This is a genomic window from Sphingobium sp. (assembly GCF_036170395.1).
Classification (GTDB): Bacteria; Pseudomonadota; Alphaproteobacteria; order Sphingomonadales; family Sphingomonadaceae; genus Sphingobium.
Genome location: NZ_JAVHPD010000070.1, coordinates 39,488 through 65,748 on the forward strand (window position 1 = coordinate 39,488; position 26,261 = coordinate 65,748).

A 26,261-nucleotide genomic window follows, 5' to 3' on the forward strand; every position below is an offset into this window, starting at 1 on the left:
GATCCGGCCGTCGAACCTTTGGCGGCGGAGCCCGTTTGTCGCGGATCGCTTTCATGCTAAGGCGCGGCTCGATCCATTCCGGCGAGACCTTTTCCATGAACGACCTGACCCAGACCCCCGAAATGCTGATCGCGACGCTCGGCGCGCGGGCGCGCGCCGCCGCCGCCGTGCTGGCGCAGGCGAGCGACGCGCAGAAGGCCGACGCTTTGCGCCGCGCCGCGCAGGCGGTGCGGGACCATGCGCCGGCGATCATCGCCGCCAATGCCCGCGACATGGAAAATGCCGCCGCCAACGGCCTGTCGCGCGCGATGCTCGACCGGCTGAAGCTGGACGAGGGGCGGATCGCGGGCGCGGCGGCAGGCGTGGAGCAGGTGGCGACGCTGCCCAATCCGCTGGGCAGCGTGATCGACACGATCGTCCGGCCCAATGGCCTCGAACTCAGCCGGGTGCGGGTGCCGCTGGGCGTGATCGGCATCATCTACGAAAGCCGGCCCAATGTGACGGCAGACGCGGCGGCCTTGTGCCTGCGCGCGGGCAATGCGGTGATCCTGCGCGGCGGCAGCGAGGCGAAGGAAAGCAACCGCGCCATCCATGCCGCGATGATCGAGGGGATTATCGCCGCTGGCCTGCCCGCCGAAGCGGTGCAACTGGTGCCGACGACCGACCGTGCGGCGGTGGGCGCGCTGCTGAAAGCCGCCGAGTTCGTCGATCTGATCGTGCCGCGCGGGGGCAAGAGCCTGGTGGCGCGGGTGCAGGAGGAAGCGCGGGTGCCGGTGCTGGCGCATCTCGACGGGATCAACCACAGCTATGTCGATGCTGCGGCCGATCCGGCGATGGCGCGCAGCCTGGTGGTGAACGCCAAGATGCGCCGTACCGGCATTTGCGGCGCGACCGAAACGGTGCTGATCGACCGGGCTTTTAGCGAAGGCGCGTCGATCGTGGCGGCATTGCTCGACGCGGGCTGCGAAGTGCGCGGCGACGCCGGCGTGCAGGCGATGGACGCGCGGGTGAGCGCGGCGGCGGACGAGGATTGGGACACCGAATATCTCGACGCGATCGTGTCGGTGGCGCAGGTCGATGGGGTGGACGGGGCGATCGCGCATATCGCGGCTCATGCGAGCCACCATACCGACGCGATCATCACCGACGATGCGGCGACCGCCGAGCATTTCCTGAACGCGGTCGACAGCGCGATCGTGATGTGGAACGCCTCGACGCAGTTCGCCGATGGCGGCGAGTTCGGGCTGGGGGCGGAAATCGGCATTTCGACCGGGCGGCTCCATGCGCGCGGGCCTGTGGCGCTGGAGGGGCTGACGACCTATAAGTGGATCGTGCGGGGGACGGGGCAGGTGCGGCCTTGAAACCACCGTCATCCCAGCGTAGGCTGGGATCTCCCTTCTTCTGTTCGCGCCAGGACCGAAGAAAAGAGAGATGCCAGCCTTCGCTGGCATGACGGGGAAGGGTTATGCTTTCACCACCTCGTCGATCGCCTTGAGCTTCTCCAGCATCGGCGCGACCCATTCCAGCGGAAGCATGACCGGGCCGTCCGAGGGCGCGTTGTCGGGGTCTTGATGGGCTTCGGCGAAGATGGCGGCGACGCCGGCGGCGATGGCGCTGCGGGCGAGGAGGGGGGCGTATTCGCGCTGGCCGCCCGAGGCTGAACCCAAGCCGCCGGGCTGCTGCACCGAATGGGTGGCGTCGAATATCACCGGATAGCCGGTCTGCGCCATGACGGGCAGCGCGCGCATGTCGCTGACCAAAGTGTTGTAGCCGAAGCTCGCGCCGCGTTCGGTGAGCAATATGCGCTCGTTGCCGGTGGAGGCGACCTTTTGCGCCACCGCCGCCATGTCCCAGGGGGCGAGGAACTGGCCCTTCTTGACGTTGACGACCGCGCCGGTGCGGCCGGCGGCGAGCAGCAGGTCGGTCTGGCGGCAGAGGAAGGCCGGGATCTGGAGGATGTCGACCGCTTGCGCGGCAGCCTCCACCTGGGTCGCGTCGTGAACGTCGGTGAGGACGGGGCAGCCGAGGCTCGCCTTCACCTCCGCGAGGATGGCGAGGCCAGCGTCTATGCCGACGCCGCGCTGGCCGGAGACGGAGGTGCGGTTCGCCTTGTCGAAGCTGCTCTTGAAGATGAAGGGGACGCCCGCGCCCGCCGCCGCCTTTGACAAGGCTTCGGCCATGAAGAGGGCGTGGTCGCGGCTTTCGATCTGGCAGGGGCCGGAGATGAGGACGAAGGGGCGGTCATTGGCGATCGTCACCTCGCCGACCTGCACGGTACGCACGCTCATTTTGGCGCTTTCACGAAGCGGCGGAGCAACTGGCCGCGCCACAGCCCCTTGCCGGGGTGATAGTTCCAGCAGAACCAGCCGAAAGCGAGGCAGGCGAGCAAAGCGGGCAGCGCCATCGGATCGCCGTTCGCCTTCATATGGCGGTAGAAGGTGAGGTCCGCGCGCCAGCGGTCGCGCTCGCTGCCGCCGCCATTGATGCCGTACATATTGTCATGCCGCCGGCAACCGACATTGCGGTTGTATTTCCGGTGGTCGATGAAATAGCAGTAGTCGCGTTCGGGCGTGGTCATGCGCGCGATTAGGGCGGGGCCGGTGCAAAAGTTCAAGCGCAAAGTCTTTTATCTCGGCGGATTCGACCCGCGCGGCGTGCGTTTCTATCACCATCTCTATCGCGAGCAGGCGGCGCGGCACGCCGCGCTGACCGGCGACCCCATCGATGTGAGCGCGCGGCGGGCGGGGCCGGCGTCTTCGGCGATCTGGACGGTCGAGAATCCGGCGGCCGGGGTCGAGACCGACTATGAATATCTGCGCTGGGAGGATCTGGTCGGAAAGGTGTGGGTCCGCAATCCGTTGACCCTCGCCTGGCGGTCGATCGCCACCTATGTCGGCCATGCGCGCTTCATGCAGTTCAAGCGGATGAAGAGGCTGCGGCCGGGGCCGGTGCTGACCATCTGCTACCCACCCTTTCTGGCGGTGATGATCCCGTTGCTGTTCGCGCTGATCCCCGCGCTCCTGCTGTGGACCGTCCTGCCCTTCTGGGCGGCGGCGCTGATCGGGATCGGGGTGAGCGCGGCCTTTTCGGGGAAATGGCTGACCAAGCTGGTGGTGCCCTGGCTGCTGCGCTTCACCTATTATCATCATGGGCTGGCGGCGCGGGGGCCGGGCGAGGCGCTGGACGAAAGGCTGGACCTGTTCGCGCGGCGGATCGTCGCGGAGCTGGACGGGCCGTGGGACGAGATATTGCTGGTGACCCACAGCGCCGGGACGATCCTCGGCATGTCGCTGATGCGGCGCATCTTCGACCTGCGCGGCGACAGGCTGCCGGATCATTTCGCGATGGTGGGGCTGGGTCAGGTGGTGCCGGTGATTGCGCTGCGGACCGATGCGCGCTGGTATCATGCGGACTTGAAAGCGCTCGCCGACAAGCATTTCCGCTATGTCGACCTGTCCTACCCGCCCGACGGCGCGGCCTATTTCAACGTCAATCCGTTCTTGCTGGAAGGCGAAGCCCATGCCGCACGGGTGGACATGCTCTCGCCGCGCTTTCACCTTTTCTACCGGCCGGAAAATCACAATAAGGGCTGGTCGAACAAATATGAGGCGCATTTCGATTATCTGCGGGTGGGAGACAGCGTGTCGCCGGTCGATTTCATCAGCCTGACTGCCGGGCCGCGCCGGCTGGACGACGCCATCGCCGCCTTTCGGGCCATCCCATGACCGAGCCGCTCTTCACCCCGCCCTTCCCGCAACCCACGCGCAACAAGCGCACCATGCTGCGCCGCTTCTTCATCGGCTGGCACAGCTGGATCCATGTGCTGTTCGAGAAAAGCTATACGATGAAGATGGGCGAAGTGCGGGGCAAGGGGCAGCTCATGTACATCGCCAACGAACTGCCTTTGGTCGATCGCATCCTCAAGGGCGGGACCGAATTTCCCAAGCATCGCGAGCTGGTGAAGGGGCTGTGGCCGCTGATCGGCAATAGCGTCTTTTCCGCCAATGGCGAGGATTGGGAAAATCAGCGGGCGATGGTCAATCCCGCCTTCGCCCACACCGCGCTCGCCAAGTCGATGCCGCTGATGGTGGGGGCGGCCGACGCCTTTCTGGAGCGGATCGATGGAATGGATCGGTCACGCCCGATCGACGTCGATCCGATGATGACTCATGTCGCGGCGGACATCATCTTTCGCACCTTGTTCTCGCAGACGCTGGACTTGAAGCGATCCGCGATCATCCACAAGGCGTTCGGGCGGTTCCAGCGGCTGTCGCATTCGGCGTCGATGCTGGGGCTGTACGGCTTGCCGAGCCGCTGGTTCGAGAAAAGGTCAGAGCAGCCGGCGGAAGCGATCCGCGAGGTGTTCCGTCCGATTGTGGAGGCACGGTTCGATGCGTTTCACGCCGGCGAGGCGAGCGAGCATAAGGACATCCTCCAGTCGCTGGTGGAGGCGAAGCATCCCGAGACGGGGGCGCATTTCACCTTCAAGGAGCTGATGGACCAGGTCGCGACCATCTTCCTGGCGGGGCATGAGACGTCGGCCAGCACCATGACCTGGGCGCTCTACCTGCTCGCCGAATGCGCGCATATCCAGGATCGGGCGCGGGCCGAGGTCGCCGAGATTGCCGGGGACCAGCCCTTTACCGCCGCGATGCTGAAGGACATGCATATGGTCCGCAACGTCTTCAAGGAGACGCTGCGCCTCTATCCGCCGCTCGCCTTCTTCCCGCGCGAGGTGCCGTGCCCGATGCAGATGCGCGACAAGCAGCTGGTGCCGGGCGCGATGCTGGTGGTCGCGCCCTGGTTGACGCAGCGGAACAAGGACAACTGGGCGTGCCCGCACAGTTTCGATCCCGATCGCTTCGCCGATCCCGCCAATGCCGAGATGGTGAAGCAGGCCTGGTTCCCGTTCAGCCGGGGGCCGCGCGTATGCGTGGGGGCGGGCTTTGCCCAGCAGGAGGGGATGACGGTGATCGCCAGCATCGTGCGCCGTTACCGGCTGACCGTCGCCAGCGGGTTCAAGCCCGAGCCGATCAGCCGCCTGACGGTGCGGCCGCGCCGGGGGATGAAGCTGATGTTCGAGGCGATCGGCTAGGCGTCGTCTCCTCCTCGGGCGCGACATCAACGCTGACCGACAGGCTCTGCCCCGCGCCGCCGACGAACAGGCCGTCCATCGGCGCGACATCGGCATAGTCGCGGCCCATGGCGACGAAGAGGTGCCCTTCGCCCGCGATGCAGCCATTGGTGGGATCAAAGCCGATCCAGCCGCGCGTCGGCCCGCACCATAGCATCACCCAGGCGTGCATCGCGTCCGCGCCGACGAGGCGGGGCATACCGGGCGGGGGCAGGGTGCGCAGGTATCCGCTGACATAGGCGGCAGGCAGGCCGGCGTGGCGCAGCGCGACAAGCATGACATGGGCGAAATCCTGGCAGACGCCATGGCGGGCGGCGAAGGCGTCGGCGACCGGGGTGCCGGCATCGGTGACGCCCGCCTGATAGCGGAACTCGGCGCGGATGCGCTGCGCAAGGTCGAGCGCGGCGGTGACGATCGGCTGGTCGGGGGCGAGGGTCGCGCCGGCCCATGCGCCGATCTGCGCCAGCAGCGGTGCGCGCGCGGAGGCGTAGAGATAATGGGCGGGGGCGGCCGGCCCCATGTCGCGATTGGCGAGCGCGGCGTCAGCGACCGAGGCGATGACGGGATCGTCGGGCTGCGGCGCGATGACGCCGCCCTGCACCCCGGCGCGGAAGCGGCTTTCGATGATGAGTTCGCGGATGGGGCTTTCGATCACCAGCCGCGCGACCTGCACCGGCCAGGCGGCGGGGCGCGATTCGATGATGGCGGGGGCGGGATCGACGCTCAGTTGGTGGTCGGAGGTCCATTGGCCGGGCCAGGGTGCCGGCTTCAGGCGCAGGTTGAAACGGGCGAGCCGGACCGGCGCGGCGTAGCGGAGGGTCGTGCGGTGGCGGACATGGTAGATCATGCGAGCAGGTCCGCGCTTTCGGTCTTGCGCACCTGAAGGAAATAGCGCTGGCCGATCGCGTCGGAGAGGCCGAGCAGGCGGCTTTCGGCGTCGGCGATGTCGGCGATCGCCAGCATGTCGCCGGTCAGGGGCGCGAGCCGGGCGACGAGCGCGTCGGCCAGGCGGCGGGGTTCTTCGGGCATTCCATCGGCGCGCAGGGTCGGGAGCGCGGCGACATGATCGGCGAGGCGCTGCGCCTGGTAGAGGATCGCGCGGGGATTATGCGGTTCGAGCGCGAGCAGATCGCGCACCGGAGCGAGCGCGGGGCCGGAAAGATAGCGGGTGCGGTAGCTGATCTGGCTATCCATCAGGTCGAGCAGCAGGATGAGATCATCGTCGCTCGCATTGTCGCCGCCGAACAGGGTGAGGAGGCGGCAGCCGGCGATGGCGCGCTCCATGCGGCGGCCCATGTCGTGGAAGCGCCAGCCGTCGCTGCGGCCCATATTCTCCGCCGCCAGGCCCGACAAAGCGGAGAAGCGCTCGATGAGGCGCGAGGAGGCGTCGAGCAATGTTTCGGTGACCGCGCCGTCGAAGGCGGGGAGGGGCAGGCGGACGAGCCGCCAGAAGTCGCTCGCCAGCCGGTCGCGCAGCCCTTCGCCGATATTGGCGACGTTGGCCATCAGCGCGCGGACGCTGCCGGGCTGGCGCGCGTCGCCGAGCGCAGTCGCGCAGAGCGGGCCGACCGCCGCGCCGCCGCCCGGCACCGCGCCCCAGAGGCTGAGCTGATCGACCAGCCGGGCCATGGTGGGGCTGGCGAGCGAGGGGCCAAGATCGGCCTCGATCGACCCGCCGGCGATGGCGCGGATGAGGCGGGTGGTGGCCTCGGCGCGCTCAATATAGCGGCCGAGCCAGAAGAGATTGTCCGCCGCCTTGGCCGGGAGCATCCCGCCGATGCGCCGGATGGCGGGGGTTCCGCCGCCCAAGAGGCTGTCGGGCGGGGCGGGCTTGTCATCGACCACGCACATATCGGCGGACATGTCGCCCCGGCCCATCAGCGCCGCGCGAATGTCGCCATGGGCGGCGAGCCGGGCGAAGGCGCCGGGCATGACCCGCCAGTGCCCGGCCGCGTCGCGCGCGACGAAGAGGCGCAGGGTGAAGGGGAGGGGCGCGAGCTGCCCCTCGATGATCGCGGGGGTGGTGGACAGCTTCACCAGCTCCTGCCCCACATAGTCCATCGGGCGGCGCGCCATCGCGTCGAGCAGGGCGGCGCGCTGGCCGGGGTCGAGCGCGGAACCGGGGAGGAAATGGCTACGGGGGAGGCCGGGGGCGTCCTGATCGAAGGCGGAGCCGACGACGAGATCGTCGAGCCGGGCGCGGACATGATCGCGCTCGCGCGGCTGGCCGGACCACCAGGTCGCGATATTGGGGAGGATGAGGTCGGCGCCCATCAGTGCGCGTGAAAGCTGCGGCAGGAAGGCGGCGAAGGCGCGCGATTCGATGACGCCCGCGCCGGGCCAGTTGCCGATCATGAGGCCGCCGCGCGCGCAGGCGTCATAGAGGTCGGGGACGCCGATCCGCGATTTGGGATCGAAGGCGAGCGGATCGATGAAGCGGCTGTCCATCCAGCGCCACAGGCCGTCGATGCGCTTCAAGCCCTGGATGGTGCGGACGAACAGGCGGCCGTCCGAGACGATGAGATCGTCGCCCTCGACCAGCAGAAGCCCCAGATAGCGGGCGAGATGCGCCTGTTCGGCATAGCTCTGGTTGAAGCGGCCGGGGGTGAGAAGGCCGATGCGCGGATCGGCGCGGGCGCAGTCGGCGGCGAGGCCACGGCGCAGTTCGGTGAAGAAGGGGGCGAGGCGGCGGGCGTGCAGCGCGCTCAAGAGGTCGCCGGTGGCGCGCGACAAAGCAAGGCGGTTTTCCAGCGCATAGCCAACGCCCACGGGGGTGCGAACCCGGTCGGCGAGGACGCGCCATTCGCCGGCCGGGCCGCGCCCGATGTCGGCGGCGTAGAAATGGAGGTGATGGCCGCGCGGCGGCGGCGTGCCAGTCATCACCCGCCAATAATGCGGGCTGCCGGTGACGACGCTCGCCGGCAGCTTGCCGTCGCGGACGAGCGACTGGGTCAAGTAGATGTCGGAGATCACCCGTTCGAGCAGCTCGGCGCGCTGGACGAGGCCGCGCTCGATATGCGCCCATTCGGCAGCGCCGATCAGCAGCGGCACCGGGCCGAGCGGCCAGGCGCGCTCCTGCTCGTCGCCGGTGAGGCGGAAGGCGAGACCCTGTTCGGCCGCCTGCCGGCCGACATGATCGGCGAGGATCGCGGGATCGCCCTGCGCCTGGGTCGAGAGGCGATCGAGCATCATGCGCCAGCGCGGGGCCATCTCCGCCGACGCGCCGGCGAACATATCGCCCTGCGGCGCGGCGGCGAGGTAGGCGTCGGCCCAGTCGCGGGTCAGGGTCGTTGCCATCACCCTGCCGCGTGCGGCAAGCGCAGGTCGAGCGTCATGGGGAATTCGCCCGGCAGTTCGGGCGGGGGCATGTCGACCGGGCCGGGGGTGTGGCCATGATCCTGGAAGCGCGCCTTGCGGCGGCTTTCGGCTTCATAGCCGTTGATCGGCAGCGTGTCGTAATTGCGCCCGCCCGGATGCGCGACATGATAGACGCAGCCGCCCAGCGAGCGGCCGCTCCAGCTATCGAATATATCGAAGGTGAGCGGCGCGTTGGTCGGGAGTTGGGGGTGGAGGCAGTTGGCGGGCGCCCATGCCTTGTAGCGCACGCCGCCTACGGCCTCGCCCGGCACTGCGGTCGGCGTCATCGGCACGCGGCGGCCGTTGCAGGCGACGATGTGGCGGCCAGCGACCAGGCCGGTGGCGCGCACCTGCAAGCGTTCGGTCGAGGAGTCCACGTAGCGCACCGTGCCGCCGATCGCGCCGGTTTCGCCGAGCACGTTCCAGGGTTCAAGCGCATGGGTGATTTCGAGGCCGACGCCGCCGGCGTCCACTTCGCCATGGACGGGGAAGCGGAACTGGCGCTGCGCCTCGAACCAGTTGGGGTCGAAATCATAGCCGCCGCCGCGCAGGTCGGCGAGCACTTCGAGGAAATCGCTCCACACGAAATGGGGCAGCATGAAGCGGTCGTGCAGCGCCGTCCCCCAGCGCACGAAGCCGCCCTGCTGCGGATGCCGCCAGAACCAGGCGGTGAGCGCGCGCAGCAGCAGTTGCTGGACGAGGCTCATCTTCGCTTCGGGCGGCATTTCGAACCCGCGAAATTCGAGCAGGCCGAGGCGTCCGGTCGGGCCGTCGGGCGAGAACATCTTGTCGATGCAGATTTCGGTGCGGTGGGTGTTGCCGGTCACGTCCACCAGCAGGTTGCGGAACAGCCGGTCGACCAGCCAGGGCGGCGGCAGCTTGTCCACGCCCTCGCGGATCGGATCGGGCACCTGCGCCAGCGCGATCTCCAGTTCATAGAGGCCGTCATGCCGGGCCTCGTCGATGCGCGGCGCCTGGCTGGTCGGGCCGATGAAGAGGCCGGAGAAGAGATAGGAGAGCGAGGGGTGGCGCTGCCAGTAGAGGACGAAGCTTTTCAGCAAGTCCGGGCGGCGGATGAAGGGGGAGTCGGTGAGGGTCGGGCCGCCCAGCACGATATGATTGCCGCCGCCGGTGCCGATCGAGCGGCCGTCGACCATGAACTTGTCGGCGGTAAGCTGGCATTCGCGCGCGGCGGCGTAGAGGCGTTCGGTGATGTCCACCGTCTCGGCCCAGCTGGCGGCGGGGTGGACATTGACCTCGATCACGCCGGGGTCGGGCGTGGCTTTGAGCACATTGAGGCGCGGGTCGGGCGGCGGGGCATAGCCCTCGATCCTCACGGGGATGCGGGTCGCTTCCGCCACGCGCTCGACCTCGGCGATCAGTTCGAGATAATCCTCCAGTTCGCGGACCGGCGGCAGGAAGACCGAGAGATGGCGCCCATGCGGCTCGACGGTGATGGCGGTGCGGACCGCGCCTTCGATGAAGACCTGCTCGACCCGCTCCTGCGCCGCCGCGCCGCCCTCCGCATCGGCGACGCGCTGGACGCGCTGCGCTTCCTCGCGGCTGGCGGGTTCGCTCACTTGCGCGCGGAAATCGGCGAGCGGCCCGCGCGGTTCGCTGGTGTCGCGGGGGTGGATATAGGGGTAGGCGGATTCGGGCACATGCGGCAGCGATCCCAGCGGCAGGCGATAGCCGAGCGCGGAGTCGCCGGGCACCGCGAACAGCTTGCCGCGGCGCAATTGCCAGATTTCGCTCTGCCAGCGCGGGGTCTGCGCCGCCGCCTGCCAGCGCTGGACGGGGAGGACATAGCCGACCGGCTGGTCGAGCCCGCGCTCGAAGGTCTTTACCATGCGGGCGCGGGCTTCGGGGTCGGCGATGGCGGGGTCTTGCGGATCGGTGTTGATCGGGAGGTCTGCTTCCTTCACCATCCAGACCGCCGGGTCTTCATAGACCGGGTGGGTGTATTCCTCGGTGAAACCCATATTGCCGGCGAGCGCGGCGAGCGCGGCGAGGAAGGCGCGGGCGTCCTCCGCCGTGGTCGCGCGCGCGCCGTCCGGCGGATCATCGGTGGCGATCAGGCTCTCGTCGCGCCAGATCGCCACCCCGTCCTGTCGCCAATAGACGGCGTATGCCCAGCGCGGCAGGCTTTCGCCTGGATACCATTTGCCCTGCCCATGGTGCAGCAGCCCGCCCGGCGCGAATTCCGCCCGCAGCTTGCGGATCAGGCGGTCGGCGTAGGACGCCTTGGTCGGGCCGACCGCGTCGCCATTCCATTCGCCCGCCTCGCCGCCGCCCTCGGCGACGAAGGTCGGCTCGCCGCCGATAGTGAGGCGCACGTCCTGCGCTTGGAGGTCGGCGTCCACCTGCGCGCCCAGCGCCATCACCGCGTCCCAGCGCGCGTCGGTGAAGGGCTTGGTGATGCGCACGGCTTCGGCAATGCGGCTGACGCTCATTTCGAAATGAAAATCGACTTCCGCCGGTTCGGCCATGCCGCTGATCGGGGCGGCGGACTTATAATGGGGCGTAGCGCAGAGCGGGATATGGCCCTCGCCCGCGAACATGCCGCTGGTCGCGTCGAGCGCGACCCAGCCGGCGCCCGGTACATAGGCTTCGGCCCAGGCGTGGAGATCGACCACATCCTGGGTCACCCCCTTCGGCCCCTCGATCGGCTCGACATCGGCGACGAGCTGGATCGAATAGCCCGACACGAAGCGGGCGGCGAAGCCCAGCCGGCGCAGCAGTTGCACGAGCAGCCAGGCGGAATCGCGGCAGGAGCCGGTGCCGATCTCCAGCGTTTCCTCAGGGCTCTGGACGCCGGCCTCCATGCGGATGACATAGCCGACCTGGCTTTGCAGGCGGCGGTTGACCTCGACCAGGAAGTCGACGGTGCGGCCCTCATGCCCCTGATGCTCGGCCACCAGCGCCTCGAACAGCGGCCCCTGCGCCTCCACGTCGAAATAGGCGGCGAGGTCGGTCCTTAGCTGATCGTCATAGGCGAAGGGATAGTCCTCCGCATAAGGCTCCACGAAGAAGTCGAACGGGTTGATGATGTCGAGATCGGCGAGCAGGTCGACTTCGATCGAGAAATGATCGACCGGATCGGGAAAGACGATCCGCGCCAGCCAGTTGCCGTGCGGGTCTTGCTGCCAGTTCAGGAAATGGTTCGCCGGCTCGATCTTCAGCGCATAATTGGGGATTTTGGTGCGGCTGTGCGGCGCGGGGCGAAGGCGGATGACCTGCGGCCCCAGGCGGATCGGGCGGCTGTAGCGATAGGCGGTGAGGTGGTGAAGCGCGGCCTTGAGCATGGCGCGATCAAACGCCACCGCTTGCTGCAATGCAATGCGGAATCGTTGCTGGCACGCGAATTTGCCAGCGGCTGGAATGGCGGAGGCAGAGTGGCGGCGTCCGGTCTTCGAGAAGGCGGATGAGACGGCCGCCCTCCACCACTGGCTACGCCGCTGCTGCATAAGGTCGCGCCGCTTTTGCGATTGACTCTTAACAGGCGGCTTGATACCGACTCTTGCAAATCATTCGCAGGAGCAATCATGTCGCGTGGGGTGGCGCGTGCAGGCGGGTTCGCCGCGGTCTTTTCCGGCTTGGCGGCCGGCGGTCGGCTGCTGTCGGCGTCGCGGACCGTGCGCGCTTCGGTCGGCGCGAAATTCTGAGCCGTGCGCCGCCAGCCGCTCCTTCTCTGGCATCGGTGGTTCGGGCTGTTGGGCGCGGTCTGGCTGTTCCTGATCGCGGCGACCGGCTCGATCCTTGTCTTCTATGAGGAGATCGACCGGGCGCTGAACCCGGATCTGTTCACCGCCAGCTCGGGCGCGCCGCAGCCGCTCGACCGGGTGGCGGCGGCCGCTCTGGCAGGCCATCCCGACAAGTTCGTGCGCTATATCGACATCGCCGACAACAGGCGCGCGACCCACCTCGTCTATCTGGCCCAGCGCCCCGACGCGCCGGAGGAAGCGAAGGCCAGCGCGTGGCAGATGTTCGTCGATCCCGCGACGGCACGCGTGCTCGGCGCGCGCGACTATGACGCGATCGACCTTTCCAGGCGTGGCATCACCAGCTTTGTCTACAAGCTCCATTATTCGATGCACCTTGGCGAGTGGATGGCCTGGCTGCTCGGATTGCTGTCGCTGCTGTGGGTGGTCGACCATGCTGTCGCGGCGGCGCTATCCTTTCCAAACGCCGCCCGCTGGCGCGAGAGCTTTCGCATCCGGCGTGCCGCCAGAGGCCATAAGCGGATCTTCGACCTGCACCGCGCGATCGGCCTGTGGCTGTTTCCGGTGACGCTGACGCTTGCGGTTTCGGGCGTCTACTTCAACTGGCACGAGGAATTTAAGATGGCGGTGAACGCGATATCGCCATTGACGCCGCGGATCGACGAACAGCGGCAGGCTCTGGCTGAGCCGCTCTTGGCGCCGCCGATCGGCTTCGACGAGGCGGTGGGTCGCGCCGGATCGGCGCAGGTCGATGGCCTGGCGTTCAACGCGGCCAAGGGACTCTACTGGCTTCGCGTCTATGACCAACGCGACATCGATCCCTATGGACGCCGCTGGATATTCGTCGATGCGCATGACGGTCGCATCATGTCGGACACCCATGCGGCGGACGGGTCGGGGGGCGATGTCCTCCTGGCATGGCAGTTCCCGTTGCACAGCGGGAAGGCATTGGGCTGGCCCGGACGCATCGCCATTTTCGTGACGGGCATCGCCACCTGCATGTTCGTGGTCACCGGGCTGCTCATGTGGGCACGCAAGCAATCGGCGCGCAGGACAAGGCGGCATGGTTCGGCCTCTTTGGCGTCGATCCCGGCCGAATGAGCCAGGGGCTGTTCCGCTGGACGCGCGTCTCGCGGTAGAAGGCTGGATCGGCCCAGCTGTCGGTCAGCTCCCAATATGTGATCGGCAGCCCGGCGGCGCTCGCGACGGCGATCGGCGCGCCGAGCACAAGCGCGAGCCACAAGTGGATTTGCCGCCACTGGGCGACATGAAGGCGAAGAAGGGTTGTCATGTGTTATACTATAACATATCAAGCAAGCGGGTTCCTGGGGGATAGCTGATGCGCTGGCATAACGAAACGGCCTTTCTGGCGATCGCGCTTGCAGGGGTCACGCCCGCCTTGGCGCAGCCAGGCCCGCAGGCGCCGGATGCGCCTGCGTCCGTCGAACCGATCGTCGTCACCGGTTCCGTGTCGAAGTTCAGCGTCCCGCTCAGCGAAACCCCGCAGGCCATCACCGTCATCCCCGCCGAACAACTGGAGCGGCAGGGCGCGATATCGGTGGAGGAAGCGTTGCGCTTCACGCCATCGATCCAGGCCGAGCTTGCCGGGCGGCAGGGTTTTGACGAGTTTCTCATCCGCGGCTTCTCCCAATCGCGCTACCAGTTTCGCGACGGGCTGCGCCTCGATCCCGGCTATCTGCAACAGCAGGAGCCCTGGGGCCTGGCGTCGATCGACGTGCTGAAAGGCCCTGCATCCGTGCTTTACGGCCAGATCGCGCCGGGTGGTCTGGTCAACCTGACGAGCAAGGTCGCGAGCGCCGAGACGGTGCGGGAGGTCGGCGTGCAGGTCGGCAGCTTCGGTCTCGTGCGCGGTTTCGCCGATCTTGGCGGCGCGCTCGATAGCGCAGGAACATGGTCGGCTCGCCTGCCTGTGGTCGTCTCGACTCGCGACGACGTGCAAGATTCCGTCGGATCGGAGCGCCGGTTCGCCGCCCCCTCGCTCAGCTGGTCGCCGTCGCGCGACACGCAGCTTAGCCTGATCGCCCTATATCAGCGCGACGAGTATGACCGCACCATCGGCCTGCCGCTCGCCGGCACGATCCGGCCCAATGCGAGCGGCCGGGTGCCGCGTTCGCGCTTTCTGGGCGAGCCGGGCCTGCCGCGGATCGAGTCCGAGCAATGGCAGCTTGGCTATCTGTTCCGCCACCGCTTCTCGCCTGCCCTGGAGTTCCGCTCCAAGCTCAAATATAGCGACTTTGCGCTTGAAGGCCCTATCGTCCAGGCGCCGCGGCCGGGATCGACCGATACGGCGATCAACCGTCGCGGCTTCGTCTACACCGCCGACCGGACGTTGCTTGCGCTCGACAATCAGCTTGAGGGCGTATTTCGCACGGGCGCGGTCGAGCACCGGATCGTCGCCGGGTTCGACTATCAACGCTATGATGACGACAATGCCGGCGACCTGTTCGGCCTCGCCCCGCTCGACCTGTTCAACCCGGTATACGGCGCCGCGCCCGTCCCGCTCGGCCCCTTCTTCGCGTCCGACAACAGGCTGACCCAGTTCGGCGCCTATGCGCAGTACCGCGCCAAGATCGCCGAGCGGTTCGTGGCGGTCGCGGGCGTGCGCTACAGCGACTCCGAGAATCTGACGCGCGATCCGAGCGCTGGCACCAGCCGTCGGCAGGACGACGAAAAGGTCACCTTCAACGCCGCGCTGATGTATCTCGCGCCCGGCGGGTTCAACCCCTATGTCAGCTACGCGGAATCCTTCGAGCCGCAGGTCGGATTCGACCCGCTCACCAGCGGCGAGACCCCGCCGCCCTCGCTGGGCCGGCAATATGAGGCGGGGCTGCGCTGGCGCTCGCAGGACGGACGTGTCGAAGCGACTGCGTCCGCGTTCCGCATCGACCAGACCAACATCGTCAACGGCGATCCCGCCAATCCCGGCTTCAGCGTGCTCGTCGGCGCGCAGCGTCATGACGGCTTCGAACTGGAACTGACCGGCCGCCCGTTCGACATGCTCCGCGTGCAGGCTGGCTATGCGTTCCTCGACGCCGAGATCACTCGCAGCAACAATGGCGACCAGGGCCTGCGGCCACTGAACGTGCCTCGCCACGCCGCAGCCGCGTTCGCGACGTTGGACGGCGCCGCCTTCGGCCTGCCTGCCGCCGACCTGTCGGCCGGGGTTCGCCATGTCGGCAAGCGCCGGGCGACCGACGAGGGCGACACGCTTCCCGACTTCACGGTCGTCGATCTTGGCGCGCGCTATCGCTTCGACCGGGTCACGCTCCAGCTGAACGTCAAGAACCTCTTCGACACCCGCTATTTCACCGCCGCCAACTTCGGCTCGATCAACTATGGCGAGCCCCGGGTTGTGCAGGCCAGCTTGAGGGCCAGCTTCTGATGACCGGGACCATGTTGCTCGAGGCGCGGAGCCTCACCAAATATTATGGCGACCACCTGGCGCTGGATCGCCTCGACCTGAGTGTCGCGGCAGGCGAGATCATCTGCCTCCTGGGGGCGAACGGCGCCGGCAAGACGACGACCTTGAACCTGTTCCTCGGCTTCACCGAGCCGAGCGCGGGCGAGGCGCTGGTCGACGGGCGTTCGGTCGCGAGCGACCCGGCCGGTGCGCGGTCGAAGCTCGGTTATGTAGCCGAGGTGGTGAGTCTTTACCCGGCGCTCACCGGGGCTGAGAATCTGGCGTTCTTCGCCGAGCTTGCGGGCAAGCGCGTCGACATGAGCGAGCGTGACGCGATCCTGTCGCGTCTGCGCTTCCCGCTCGAACAGATCGACCGCGCCTCGGGCGGCTACTCCAAGGGTATGCGCCAGAAGCTCGGGCTCGCCATCGCGCTGATGAAGGGCGCGCAAGCGATCCTGCTCGACGAGCCGCTGTCCGGCCTCGATCCGGCCGCCGCCAACGACCTCGTCACCGTCCTGCGCGAGACGGCGGCGAGCGGCACGGCGCTCCTCGTTTCCACCCACGATATCTTCCGCGCGAAGGAAGTGGCGCACCGCATCGGCATCATGCGCCACGGCCGCCTTGTGGACATGGTCGAGCCTGCGACCCTTTCGGCGGGCGAACTGGAACAGCTCTACCTCACCCATATGGCGGAGCGCGCGGCATGACGGCGGCGTCGGCGATCGCGCGCAAGGATTGGCGCGAGTTCGTCCGCGACCGGCGGCTGCTGGTCATGGCGGCGCTGATGGTGCTGCTCTCCCTCGCCGCCGTGATGACGGCTTATGCGCGGGTGGCGGCCTATGAGGCCGACCGGGTCGCGACCGAGCGGCGCGACCGCGTCACCTGGGAGAGCCAGGGCGAGCGCAACCCGCACTCGGTCGCGCACTTCGCCACCTGGGCGCTCCGCCCGCTGACGCCGCTCGCGGTGCTGGAGCCCGGCGTGACGCCTTATGCAGGGGCGGCGATATGGATGGAGGCGCACAACCAGAATGGCGCGCGCGCCCGTGCGATCGACGACGCGGCGATCGCCTTCGACCTCGGCACGTTCAGCGTCGCCTGGGTGCTCCAGACCATCGTGCCGCTCCTGATTTTCGTGATTGCCGCCGGCCTTGTCGCGCGCGAGCGCGAGCGCGGCACGCTTGCGCTGCTGCTCATTGGTGGCGCGGACGCCCGTGGCCTTCTGCCACGCAAGCTCGGCGGCCTGGCCCGCATTGCGCTGCTGCTCGCCGCCCCGGTGCTCGCCGCCGGGATCGCGGCGGCGCTGCTGGCCGGCGCTGTCGATCCGCTCCGGCTTGCATTATGGACGTTGGCGTACATCCTGTTCTTCGGCATCGTCGCGACGGCGGCAGTCGCCGTCTCCGCACTCGCCCGCACGGTTTCAGGCGCGATGCTGATCCTGATCGGCCTGTGGTGCGTGGCCGTGCTGCTCGCGCCCAGGGCCGGCGTGGCGATCGCCCAGGCAACCGCGCCGACGCCCGCACCCGACGCTTTCTGGAGCGCTCTGCGCACGGACCTCGCCAAGGCGCCCGATCCGTTCGAAGACAAGGCGTTTGAGGCAGCGGTGCTGCAGCGCTACGGCGTCGGCAAGGTCGAGGATCTGCCCGTCAGCTTCGCCGGCTTGCAACTCGACGAGAGCGAGAAGCATGGCGCGGTTGTCTTCGACCGCCATTTCGGCCGTCTTGCCGCCATCCATGCCGAACAGCGCGCGGCGATGCGCTGGGCGTCGCTCCTGTCGCCGGTGCCGGCGCTGGAGAATGTATCGACCGCGCTCGCCGGCACCGACGGACCGCACCAGCTCGCCTTCCAGAACCAGGCCGAGGCGCACCGGCGCGCGATGATCGGGGCGCTCAATCGCGACATGGTCGAGCATGGCGCGGGCGAGGACTTCGACTATAAGGCGGGCTCCGCCCTGTGGCGCGCGACGGACGAATTCCGCTTCCACATGCCGAACGTGGGGGCGACGCTGCGGACCATCTGGCTCGATCTTGCGATCCTCGGCGCATGGGCTCTTGCCACGGCCCTGCTGCTGCGCCTCGCATCCCATCGGCTCGCGCGGAGTATCGTCTGATGCTGCGCCTGATCGCGCTCGAAGCTCGGCTGCTGGCGCGCGAGCGCTTCGCCTGGGTGCTGCTGCTCTTCCTCGCGCTGTCCTGCGCGCTCGCCGTCGCGAACGGCCGGGTGCTGATGGACCAGCAACTGGATGGGCGCGCGATCGCGGCGCAGGGCGACGCGAAAGCGCGCGAGCGAGTGGAAGGCGCGTTCGCGCCGGACTTCGACCGGGCGCTCGCCATCGTGGTTCCCTACTGGGTGCGCACCCAGGCGGTCTCGCCCGCGCCGCCGCTCGCCGACTTCAGCGCTGGTCGGGCAGCGATCGAGCCGCACGCGACGACGGTGACGCTGCGCTCGCGCGTGGACACGCTGTTCGAGCGCACCGCCGTCGACAACCCGGAAGCCGCCGCGCGAGGCTCGCTCGACCTCGGCTTCGTCGCGGTCGTGCTCATGCCCTTGGCGCTGATCGGGCTTGGCTATGGTCTGTTCGCCGCCGACCGTGAGAGTGGCGCGGCGCGCCTGCTGCTGGCGCAGGGCGGCACGCCGACGCGCGTGCTCCTCGCCCGAAGCGTGCCGCGATTGCTGCTTGTGCTGGGACCGCTGGCCATGGCGGCCGTCGTGCTGCTCGCGACCGGTCCACAGATCGACGAGCGCGGCACGGCGGCGGGATGGTGGCTGCTCGTGGCCGTCGCGCTTGCCGCCTTCTGGTGGGCGGTGATCCTGTTCGTGAACGCGCTCCGCATCGGGGCCGAGACGGCAGCGCTGACGCTCGTCTCCGTTTGGGCCATGCTGACACTGGTGCTGCCCGCCGCCGTCACCGCTACGGCGCAGCTCGCCTATCCGCCGCCCTCGCGCTTTGCGCAGATTGCGACCGCCCGCGCCGCCGAAATGTCCTCGACCACGGCGTATGAGAACGACCATCCCGACCTTGCGTCGGAAAGCTTCGCAGGCCGGCTCGCCTCGGTCCGCAAGTCGCTCAGCATCGCGCGCACCGTCGACAGGGCGGTAGAACCGATCGCCCGCCGCTTCGACGCGCAACTTGCCGGGCAACAAGGCATCGTGCGCGCACTGGCCTGGTTGTCGCCGCCCATGATCGCCGCCGATGCGATGACCGCGACCGCCGGCACCGATGTTGGCCGCTCGCTCGCGTTCCGGCGCGCGGCGGTTGACTATATGGGCCAGACCAAGGCGGCGCTCGGCGGGTTCATCGACCGCGGCGCGATCATGACGCGCCCCGAATATGCGGCGCTTCCCGCATTCGACTGGCGGCCGGAGCCCGTGCGGCCCGTCGCGCAGCTGCTGGCGCTATTCGCGCTGGCGCTGCTGGTCGGCGCGGTGGCGCTGCATCGCTTTCGCCGCGTGTCCGTGTGAGATGGTGCGGTGGCGTTCCCGGACCAGCCGCGCCGCCACCGCCGGGTGCGTTCGCGTCCGAGCATCACGCCGTGTAGCTGGCATTGAACCCCAGAGCGACATCGAGCGAGACGCCGCTGATGCCGCGCGCGGCGTCGCTCGCGAGGAACACCGCTGCGTCGGCGATCTCGCGCGGATCTTGCACAGCACGGCCGCCATAGGGCAGCATCGGCGCGAGCATCCGGTCCTGGTCCGCTGCACTCGCGGCGCCCATCGACCGGCGCTGCCCCTCCGACCGATACATCGGCGTGTCGACCGGGCCGGGCGCCACGGCGTTGACCGCAATATTGTGCTTGCCGAGTTCGGCGGCGGCCTGCTTGACCATGCCGATCACCGCCCATTTTGACGCGGTGTAGGCACCGTTGCCCGCCACGCCGAACCGACCGCCGATCGATGAGGTTGCGATGATCCGACCGCCGCCGCGACGGCGCAGGTGCGGGATGGCGGTATGCATCGTGTTCCACACGCCATGAACATTGGTGTCGAACACCTCCTGCCACTGTGCGGGCGTGCCGTCCTCGAACGGATGCCAAGCCACGAAACCGGCGTTGGCGAGCACGACGTCGAGGCCGCCGAACGCCTCGGCGGCGCGCGCGGTAGCGCGTTCCATTTGAGCGTGGTCGCGCACATCGGCTACCAGCTTCAGCGTGCGGCCGCCCCGCCGCCCGACCGATGCGACCGCGGCGTCGAATTCGGACATGTTGGCGACGCGATAGCCACGCGCGGTGCGATAGGCTGAGGGGTCGGCGATATCGAGCAGCGCGACATTTGCGCCGGCGTCGGCAAAGGCTTCTGCCATTGCCCGGCCGATGCCCCGGGCTGCGCCGGTAACGAGGACGGCCTTGCCGTCGAGCAGCTTGGTCATGGACTGAGTCTCCTGCGCTTGCGCCGCGCGGGCGAACCCGACGGCGGCCGTGGTGGCGCCGGCGGCGAGCGCGGCGCGGATGAAGGTGCGGCGGCTATTGTCGGTCTGCATCATCGCTTCCTCCTCTTTGGGACGGGGCCGCCGAGGCCCCCGATGCGATGAATTTAGGCGCGCTTCATTTCCGCGATAATCCGCTATATCATTGGTGAACTCTCAAGTTGGAGTTGATAGTGCAGCGTGATCTGCTCGACGGCGTCGTCGCTTTTCTGCGCGTGGCGGAACGCCAGAGCTTCACCGCGGCTGCCGCTGAACTGGGCGTCTCCCCCCAGGCCGTAAGCCAGACGATCCGTCAGCTTGAGGCGCGCGTGGGCGTTGCACTGCTCGCGCGCACGACGCGCAGCGTATCGCTTACCGAAGCGGGACACCGCTTCCTGGCCGAGGCCAAGCCGGGCGCAGAAGCGATCGCCTCTGCGTTTCGCGCGGCGTCTGCGTTAGGTGGCCGGCCGAGCGGCACGCTACGTCTCAACGTGCCGCGCATTGCACTGGCTGGCGTCATCGAGCCGCTTCTGCCCGGCTTTCGCGCGGCACATCCGGAGGTGACGGTTGAGGTCTTGGTCGAGGACCGGCTCGCTGACATTGTGGGCGACGGGTTCGACGCCGGAATTCGGCTGGGCGAAATCGTCGACGCCGATATGGTCGCCGTGCGGCTGACCCCGCCCGAACCGATGACGGTGGTCGGCGCGCCCGATTACTTCGCCCGTAACGGCCGCCCGACGACGCCAGCGGATCTGCGCGACCACAGCTGCATCAACTTCAGGAACACCGCGCGCGGCGACCTCTATCGCTGGGAGTTCGCAATCGACGGTCGGGAGGTCGAGGTGGCGGTCGCAGGTGGAATGGTCGTCAACGACTCAGGTCTGTTGGTCGGGAGCGCTGCGGCGGGCCTGGGTCTCGCCTATACGCTGACGTCAGCAGCGGCGCCGCTCGTCGCGCAGGGAAGGCTTCAGCAGGTGCTGCAGCCCTTCTGTCCGGATACGCCGGGCTTCTTCCTCTACTTCCCCTCGCGCTCGCAGGTGCTGCCGAAACTGCGTGCGTTCATCGATCACGCGAAGAGCGTCCTTGGCGGGTGATTAAGGTCGCGATTATGGTCAATGAGATGCGGCAGCTCGCGCTGCCGAGTGACAAGGCCGCGGTCACGCCCCGCGTGATCGCGAGTCCTTGTCACTCCCACTCGATCGTGCCCGGCGGCTTCGACGTATAGTCATACACCACGCGGTTGATGCCCTTGACCTCGTTGATGATGCGGGTCGCGACGCGGCTGAGGAAGGCGGCGTCGAAGGGGTAGATGTCGGCGGTCATGCCGTCGGTCGAGGTGACGGCGCGCACCGCGCAGACATTGTCGTAGGTGCGATAGTCGCCCATGACGCCCACGGTGCGGACCGGGAGCAGCACCGCGAACGCCTGCCAGATGGCGTCATACAGGCCAGCGCTCCGGATTTCTTCCAGATAGATGGCGTCGGCCTTGCGCAATATGTCGCAGCGCTCCTTGGTGACTTCGCCGGGGATGCGGATGGCAAGGCCGGGGCCGGGGAAGGGGTGGCGGCCGACGAAGATATCCGGCAGCCCCAGTTCCTTACCAAGCACGCGCACCTCGTCCTTGAACAGTTCGCGCAGCGGTTCGACCAGCTTCATGTTCATCCGCTCGGGCAGGCCGCCTACATTATGGTGCGACTTGATCGTCACCGAAGGGCCGCCGGTGAAGGACACCGATTCGATCACGTCGGGGTAGAGCGTGCCTTGCGCCAGGAAGTCCGCGCCGCCGATTTTCGCCGCCTCCTCCTCGAACACGGCGATGAATTCGCCGCCGATGAACTTGCGCTTCTTTTCGGGGTCGGTGAGGCCAGCGAGGCCGCTCAGGAAGCGCTCCTCGGCGTTCACATGCACCAGCTTGATACCATAATGTTCGCGGAAGAGGCTGACGACCTGTTCGGCTTCGCCGAGCCGCATCAGCCCATGATCGACGAACACGCAGGTCAGCTGGTCGCCGATCGCCTCGTGGATCAGCACGGCGGCGACCGCTGAGTCGACGCCGCCCGACAGGCCGCAGATGACGCGGCCATCGCCGACCCGCTCGCGGATCTCGGCGATCTTGACCTGCCGGAATTCGGCCATGGTCCAGTCGCCGGCGAGGCCGCAGACATGGCGGACGAAATTGGCGATCAGCTTGCCGCCGTCGGGCGTGTGGACGACTTCGGGGTGGAATTGCGTGCCGTAATATTTGCGCTGTTCGTCGGCGATGACGGCGAAGGGCGCGCCGTCCGACACAGCGACGATCTTGAAGCCCGGCGCGAATTTCGTGACTTTGTCGCCATGGCTCATCCAGACCTGATGCCGCTCGCCGACTTGCCAGAGGCCGTCGAACAGCGCGCAGGGCTCGGTCACGGTCAGGAAGGCGCGGCCGAATTCGCCGCCTTCGCCCGTTTCATGGCCGGGGCGCACTTCGCCGCCGAGCTGATGGCTCATCACCTGCTGGCCGTAGCAGATGCCGAGGATCGGCACGCCTGCGTCGAACAGGGCCTGGGGGGCGCGGGGGCTGCCTTCCTCCGGCACGCCGGCGGGCGAGCCGGAGAGGATGATACCCTTGGGCTTCAATCGCTCGAACGCTTCGGCGGCGGCGGTGAAAGGGGCGATTTCCGAATAGACGCCGGCTTCGCGGACGCGGCGGGCGATGAGCTGGGTCACCTGGCTGCCGAAATCCACGATGAGGATGGTGTCCTGATGGGGCAGCGTCATGGGAATCGCCTTTGGTTGCGCGGTTAAGGGATTCGCGCCCGGTTAGTGCCCCGCTGCGCCGCTGTCCAGTTGCGGCGTCGCATGGCGACCGGCGCGCCAGCCGAGTAGCGCCGCGCTCGCCAGCACCAGCGCCGCCATCAGGAACGCCGTGCCGATATGGGGGAAGAAGGGATTGCCCCCGACCGAGGCGGAATAGACCGCGCCGAAGAAGAGCGGGGAGAGGATACCCGCGATCGCGCCGACGCTGTTGTTCGCGCCCTGAAGCTGGCCCTGCTCGCTTTCGGACACGCGCCGGGTCATCAGCGACTGGATCGTCGGCATGGCGAGACCCCAGAGCGCGTTGGGCAGCATCGCCGCGACGAACAGCCAGCCGGTGGGCGCGAGGCCCATCGCGCCGATGCCGATCGCGCCGAAGGCGAGGCCGATGACCATGGTCGGTCCGTCGCCCAGCCGCTTCACGACCGGCCCGACCAGCATCCCCTGCACCCCCATGTCGAGGATACCGACGAGGGCGAGCAGCGCGCCCACTTCCCACGCCCCCCAGCCATAGCGCGCGCCGGCATAGAGGACGAACACGGCGGAGAAGAGATGATGGGCGAAATAGAGGAGGAAATTGACGACGGCGAGGCTCGATAGCTCCGGGTGGGATCGCAGCAGACGCAACGCGCCGAAGGGATTGGCGCGGGTCCAGCTGAAGGCCATGCGCTTGTCGGGCGTCAGCGATTCGGGCAGCACGACAAGGCCATAGAGGAAGGCGAGGCCGGAGAGGGCGGCGGCGGCCCAGAAGGGGGCGCGCAGCGACACTTCGCCCAGCACCCCGCCGATCAGCGGCCCGGCGACGAACCCCGCACTGAACGCCGCGCCGATCAGGCCATAGCCCTTGGCGCGTCCCTCCGGCGGGGTGATGTCCGCCATATAGGCGAAAGCGGAGGTGAAGCTGGACGAGGTGACGCCGGCCAGGATGCGGCCCAGGGCCAGCCACCAGAGATTGGGCGCGAGCGCCATCAGCACATAGTCGAGCGCGAGGCCCGCGATCGAGACGAGGATCACCGGACGGCGGCCATATCGGTCGGACAGCGACCCGATCACCGGCGAGCAGAGGAACTGCATCCCCGCCCACAAAGCGACGAACAGGCCGTTCCAGAGGCCCGCCGCCGCGATCGAACCGGACAATTGCTCGATCAGTTGCGGCAGCACCGGGATGACGATGCCCATCGACATGACGTCGAGCAAAGCCGTCACGAGGATGAAGGCGATGGCGGCGGTGCGGCGCGGATGGGCGGGGACGGTCATGCCGGTGGGGCTATCGGGCTGGCGGCGGATTGCCAAGGGTGGATGATGCGGCCTGCCTGTCCTTTATGCGCCGGCTTCTAAAGGCCGGCGAGGCGTAACTACCATCCGAACACATAGCGCTCCCGTCGCACGTCCGCGCCGCCGCGCAGCGTGAAGCTGCCCGGAACGACGCCCGCGGCGACGATGCCGGTCGACACGCCGAACGGCCCCAGCACATCGAGCTTGTGCCCGCGCGCGGTCAGATCGTCGCGCACCGACTGCGGCACCCGATCCTCGATCTCCAGCACGCCCGGCTCATCCTTCTTGATCGCGAAGGAGCCGTGGAAATGGTTGGAGTTGATGCGCGGCGCTTCGATCGCGGCCTGGAGCGGCTGCCCAAAGGCGAGCACCCGCAGCAGCACGTTCATGATCTGCTGGTCCTGATTGTCGCCGCCCGGCGTCCCGATCGCCAGGAACGGCGCGCCGTCCTTCATGACGATCGAGGGCGACAGCGTCGTGCGGGGACGCTTGCCGGGCGCGAGGACGTTGGGGCTTTGCGGGTCGAGATCGAATATCGTCAGCCGGTTGCTCATCGGCACGCCGGTATCGCCGGCGATATAGGCGCCGCCCAGCATCCAGCCGGAACTGGGCGTGCAACTGAACAGGTTGCCGTCGCGGTCCACCACCTCGATCGCAGTCGTATCCGCCGTCGGGCGCGGCGGAGCCTTGAGCATATGGGGCGTGAATAGCGGCGTTGTGCGCGCCTTCCCCTCATAGGCCCAGGGGTCGCCATAGCGATGGTCGAGCGACGCGCGTGGGCCGATCTCCTTCGCGCGCGCGGCGGCGTAGCTTTTCGACAGCAGCCCCTTCATCGGCACGGTCGCGAAATCGGGATCGCCGAAATACATGTTGCGATCGTCGAAGGCGAGCTTGATCGATTCCGCAACGACATGGAGATAGTCGGCCGATCCCGGCGTCATCGATGCGATGCCGGCGGCTTCGGCGATGTTGAGCGCGATCAGCATCGCCGGCCCCTGGCTCCAGAAGCCGCCCTTGCAGACATCATAGCCAAAGACGCGCGTGGTGGCCGGCGCTTCGATCCTGCCCCGGTAGCCGGCAAGATCGTCATAGCGGATCGCGCCGCCGTCCCGCTCCATCGCCGCGCCGATGCGACGGGCGATGTCGCCCTTGTAGAAGGCGTCTCGCCCGGCCTGGATCGCAGCCTTGCGGTCCTTGCTCTTCCTGAAGGCGGCGGCGTCGGCGTCGGCGATGATCCGCATCGTGCGGGCGAGGTTGGGCTGGCGGAAGATGTCGCCGGTGCGCGGCGGCTGCCCGCCCGGATAATAAGCGGCATAGGCGTCGGCCCATTTCGCCGTCGCCTTCTGCTGGCTGACGAACACCTCGGCCAGGAAATTATACATGACGAACCCGTCGGCCAGTTCGATCGCGGGCTGCATCACCTGATGCAGGCTCATCGTGCCGTTGAGTTGCAGCGCCAGCGCCATCGCATCGACCACCGCCGGGATGGTGCCGCCATTGGGACCGTTGCCGGGGATCACGCCCGCCGCCGCGAACCGATCCGGCGTGGCGAGCGCGGGCGCAGTCCCCGGTCCGCTCACGACGGAGACCGTCTTCGCCTTTGCGTCATATATGATCGTCGGCGCTTCGCCGCCAAAGCCGAAGTGCGAGATTTCGGTGACGGCGGCGGCGAATACGGCCGCGACCCCGGCGTCGGTCGCGTTGCCGCCCGCCAGCAGCATCCGCGTGCCGGCGGCGACGGCATAATGCCGCCCGGCCGCCACAATGCCGAAACTGCCGACGATCTCGGGCCGCAGGGTTTCGCCCGCGCTCACCAATCTGGTTGGTTCGATCGCGGGTTTCGGCTGCGATGCGGTCTGGCCGACCCCCCCTGCCTCCCAACCCGCAGCGGCGACGCCAGCCATGGCAAGAGCGGCGAGATCACGGCGTGAAACGCCGATTTCGGGCTTGTCGGTCATGACGTCTATCCCCTGTTTGCCATCATCGGCGCGCCGGCGAAGACGGCGCGGGTGCATTTGCCGCAGACCCAACGAAAGGCGGCGGGATGTCCGCCATCCATATGGGTGTTTTCGATAAAGTTCACAAAAATGCAATTTCGGATGGCGGAAATTGCGCCGCTATCAGTTCTTACGACCGAAAGCCTTCGCCGCTGCGGGGTGG

Annotated in this window: 18 protein-coding genes; 9 read left to right on the forward strand and 9 right to left on the reverse strand. The window is 68.0% G+C overall.

Annotation, left to right across the window (positions count from 1 at the left end):
- Window positions 1–95: 95 nt before the first annotated feature.
- Window positions 96–1,361, forward strand: a complete 1,266-nt coding sequence (locus tag V2B31_RS17365) for a glutamate-5-semialdehyde dehydrogenase (RefSeq protein WP_328280862.1) — start codon at window positions 96–98, stop codon at window positions 1,359–1,361.
- A gap of 102 nt (window positions 1,362–1,463) precedes the next feature.
- On the opposite strand, the gene kdsA is transcribed toward V2B31_RS17365, so the two are convergent.
- Together kdsA and V2B31_RS17375 are read right to left on the reverse strand one after the other, a co-directional pair.
- Window positions 1,464–2,288, reverse strand: a complete 825-nt coding sequence (kdsA, locus tag V2B31_RS17370) for a 3-deoxy-8-phosphooctulonate synthase (protein ID WP_328280864.1) — start codon at window positions 2,286–2,288, stop codon at window positions 1,464–1,466.
- Window positions 2,285–2,578 carry a hypothetical protein gene (locus tag V2B31_RS17375; protein WP_328280866.1) on the reverse strand — a complete coding sequence of 98 codons (294 nt, stop codon included), beginning with the start codon at window positions 2,576–2,578 and terminating at the stop codon, window positions 2,285–2,287. The genes kdsA and V2B31_RS17375 overlap by 4 nt, the downstream gene beginning before the upstream one ends.
- Window positions 2,579–2,600: 22 nt before the next feature.
- Here V2B31_RS17375 and V2B31_RS17380 point away from each other — a divergent pair, with 22 nt between their 5' ends.
- Entirely contained in the window at window positions 2,601–3,725 is a 1,125-nt protein-coding gene (locus tag V2B31_RS17380; protein WP_328281067.1) for a hypothetical protein, read from the forward strand.
- Window positions 3,722–5,095, forward strand: a complete 1,374-nt coding sequence (locus tag V2B31_RS17385; protein WP_328280868.1) for a cytochrome P450 — start codon at window positions 3,722–3,724, stop codon at window positions 5,093–5,095. The genes V2B31_RS17380 and V2B31_RS17385 overlap by 4 nt, the downstream gene beginning before the upstream one ends.
- Here the strand turns inward: V2B31_RS17385 and V2B31_RS17390 are convergent.
- The 3 genes from V2B31_RS17390 to V2B31_RS17400 are packed head-to-tail and all read right to left on the reverse strand — an operon-like array spanning window position 5,034 to window position 11,796.
- Window positions 5,034–5,981 carry a transglutaminase family protein gene (locus V2B31_RS17390; protein WP_328280870.1) on the reverse strand — a complete coding sequence of 316 codons (948 nt, stop codon included), beginning with the start codon at window positions 5,979–5,981 and terminating at the stop codon, window positions 5,034–5,036. The genes V2B31_RS17385 and V2B31_RS17390 overlap by 62 nt on opposite strands.
- Window positions 5,978–8,431, reverse strand: coding sequence for a circularly permuted type 2 ATP-grasp protein (locus V2B31_RS17395; RefSeq protein WP_328280872.1), 2,454 nt, complete (start codon window positions 8,429–8,431; stop codon window positions 5,978–5,980). The genes V2B31_RS17390 and V2B31_RS17395 overlap by 4 nt, the downstream gene beginning before the upstream one ends.
- Window positions 8,431–11,796, reverse strand: coding sequence for a transglutaminase family protein (locus V2B31_RS17400; protein WP_328281070.1), 3,366 nt, complete (start codon window positions 11,794–11,796; stop codon window positions 8,431–8,433). The genes V2B31_RS17395 and V2B31_RS17400 overlap by 1 nt, the downstream gene beginning before the upstream one ends.
- Window positions 11,797–12,159: 363 nt before the next feature.
- On the opposite strand from V2B31_RS17400, the gene V2B31_RS17405 reads away from it, so the two are divergent.
- The 5 genes from V2B31_RS17405 to V2B31_RS17425 all read left to right on the forward strand — a co-directional run bounded on the left by V2B31_RS17405 (window position 12,160) and on the right by V2B31_RS17425 (window position 19,093).
- A complete protein-coding gene (locus V2B31_RS17405) occupies window positions 12,160–13,314 on the forward strand; it encodes a PepSY-associated TM helix domain-containing protein (protein ID WP_328280874.1) in 1,155 nt (384 codons plus the stop codon).
- A 238-nt stretch (window positions 13,315–13,552) separates the two neighbouring features.
- A complete protein-coding gene (locus V2B31_RS17410) occupies window positions 13,553–15,616 on the forward strand; it encodes a TonB-dependent siderophore receptor (RefSeq protein WP_328280876.1) in 2,064 nt (687 codons plus the stop codon).
- The gene (locus V2B31_RS17415; RefSeq protein ID WP_328280878.1) at window positions 15,616–16,341 is read left to right on the forward strand and encodes an ABC transporter ATP-binding protein; all 726 of its coding nucleotides are present in this window, start codon (window positions 15,616–15,618) and stop codon (window positions 16,339–16,341) included. Before V2B31_RS17410 ends, V2B31_RS17415 begins: the two co-directional genes overlap by 1 nt.
- Complete coding sequence (locus tag V2B31_RS17420; RefSeq protein WP_328280880.1) at window positions 16,338–17,741, forward strand: DUF3526 domain-containing protein; 1,404 nt, start codon at window positions 16,338–16,340, stop codon at window positions 17,739–17,741. The genes V2B31_RS17415 and V2B31_RS17420 overlap by 4 nt, the downstream gene beginning before the upstream one ends.
- Complete coding sequence (locus V2B31_RS17425) at window positions 17,741–19,093, forward strand: DUF3526 domain-containing protein (protein ID WP_328280882.1); 1,353 nt, start codon at window positions 17,741–17,743, stop codon at window positions 19,091–19,093. Before V2B31_RS17420 ends, V2B31_RS17425 begins: the two co-directional genes overlap by 1 nt.
- Before the next feature lie 64 nt (window positions 19,094–19,157).
- On the opposite strand, the gene V2B31_RS17430 is transcribed toward V2B31_RS17425, so the two are convergent.
- Complete coding sequence (locus tag V2B31_RS17430) at window positions 19,158–20,111, reverse strand: SDR family oxidoreductase (RefSeq protein WP_328280884.1); 954 nt, start codon at window positions 20,109–20,111, stop codon at window positions 19,158–19,160.
- 116 nt (window positions 20,112–20,227) lie between these two features.
- Here V2B31_RS17430 and V2B31_RS17435 point away from each other — a divergent pair, with 116 nt between their 5' ends.
- Complete coding sequence (locus V2B31_RS17435) at window positions 20,228–21,127, forward strand: LysR family transcriptional regulator (RefSeq protein ID WP_328280886.1); 900 nt, start codon at window positions 20,228–20,230, stop codon at window positions 21,125–21,127.
- Window positions 21,128–21,218: 91 nt separating this feature from the next.
- Here the strand turns inward: V2B31_RS17435 and guaA are convergent, their stop codons facing one another.
- The 3 genes from guaA to V2B31_RS17450 all read right to left on the reverse strand — a co-directional run bounded on the left by guaA (window position 21,219) and on the right by V2B31_RS17450 (window position 26,059).
- Complete coding sequence (guaA, locus tag V2B31_RS17440) at window positions 21,219–22,790, reverse strand: glutamine-hydrolyzing GMP synthase (protein WP_328280888.1); 1,572 nt, start codon at window positions 22,788–22,790, stop codon at window positions 21,219–21,221.
- A gap of 42 nt (window positions 22,791–22,832) precedes the next feature.
- Window positions 22,833–24,083, reverse strand: coding sequence for a TCR/Tet family MFS transporter (locus tag V2B31_RS17445; protein WP_328280890.1), 1,251 nt, complete (start codon window positions 24,081–24,083; stop codon window positions 22,833–22,835).
- Window positions 24,084–24,181: 98 nt separating this feature from the next.
- The gene (locus tag V2B31_RS17450; protein WP_328280892.1) at window positions 24,182–26,059 is read right to left on the reverse strand and encodes a gamma-glutamyltransferase family protein; all 1,878 of its coding nucleotides are present in this window, start codon (window positions 26,057–26,059) and stop codon (window positions 24,182–24,184) included.
- Between the last annotated feature and the right edge of the window lie 202 nt (window positions 26,060–26,261).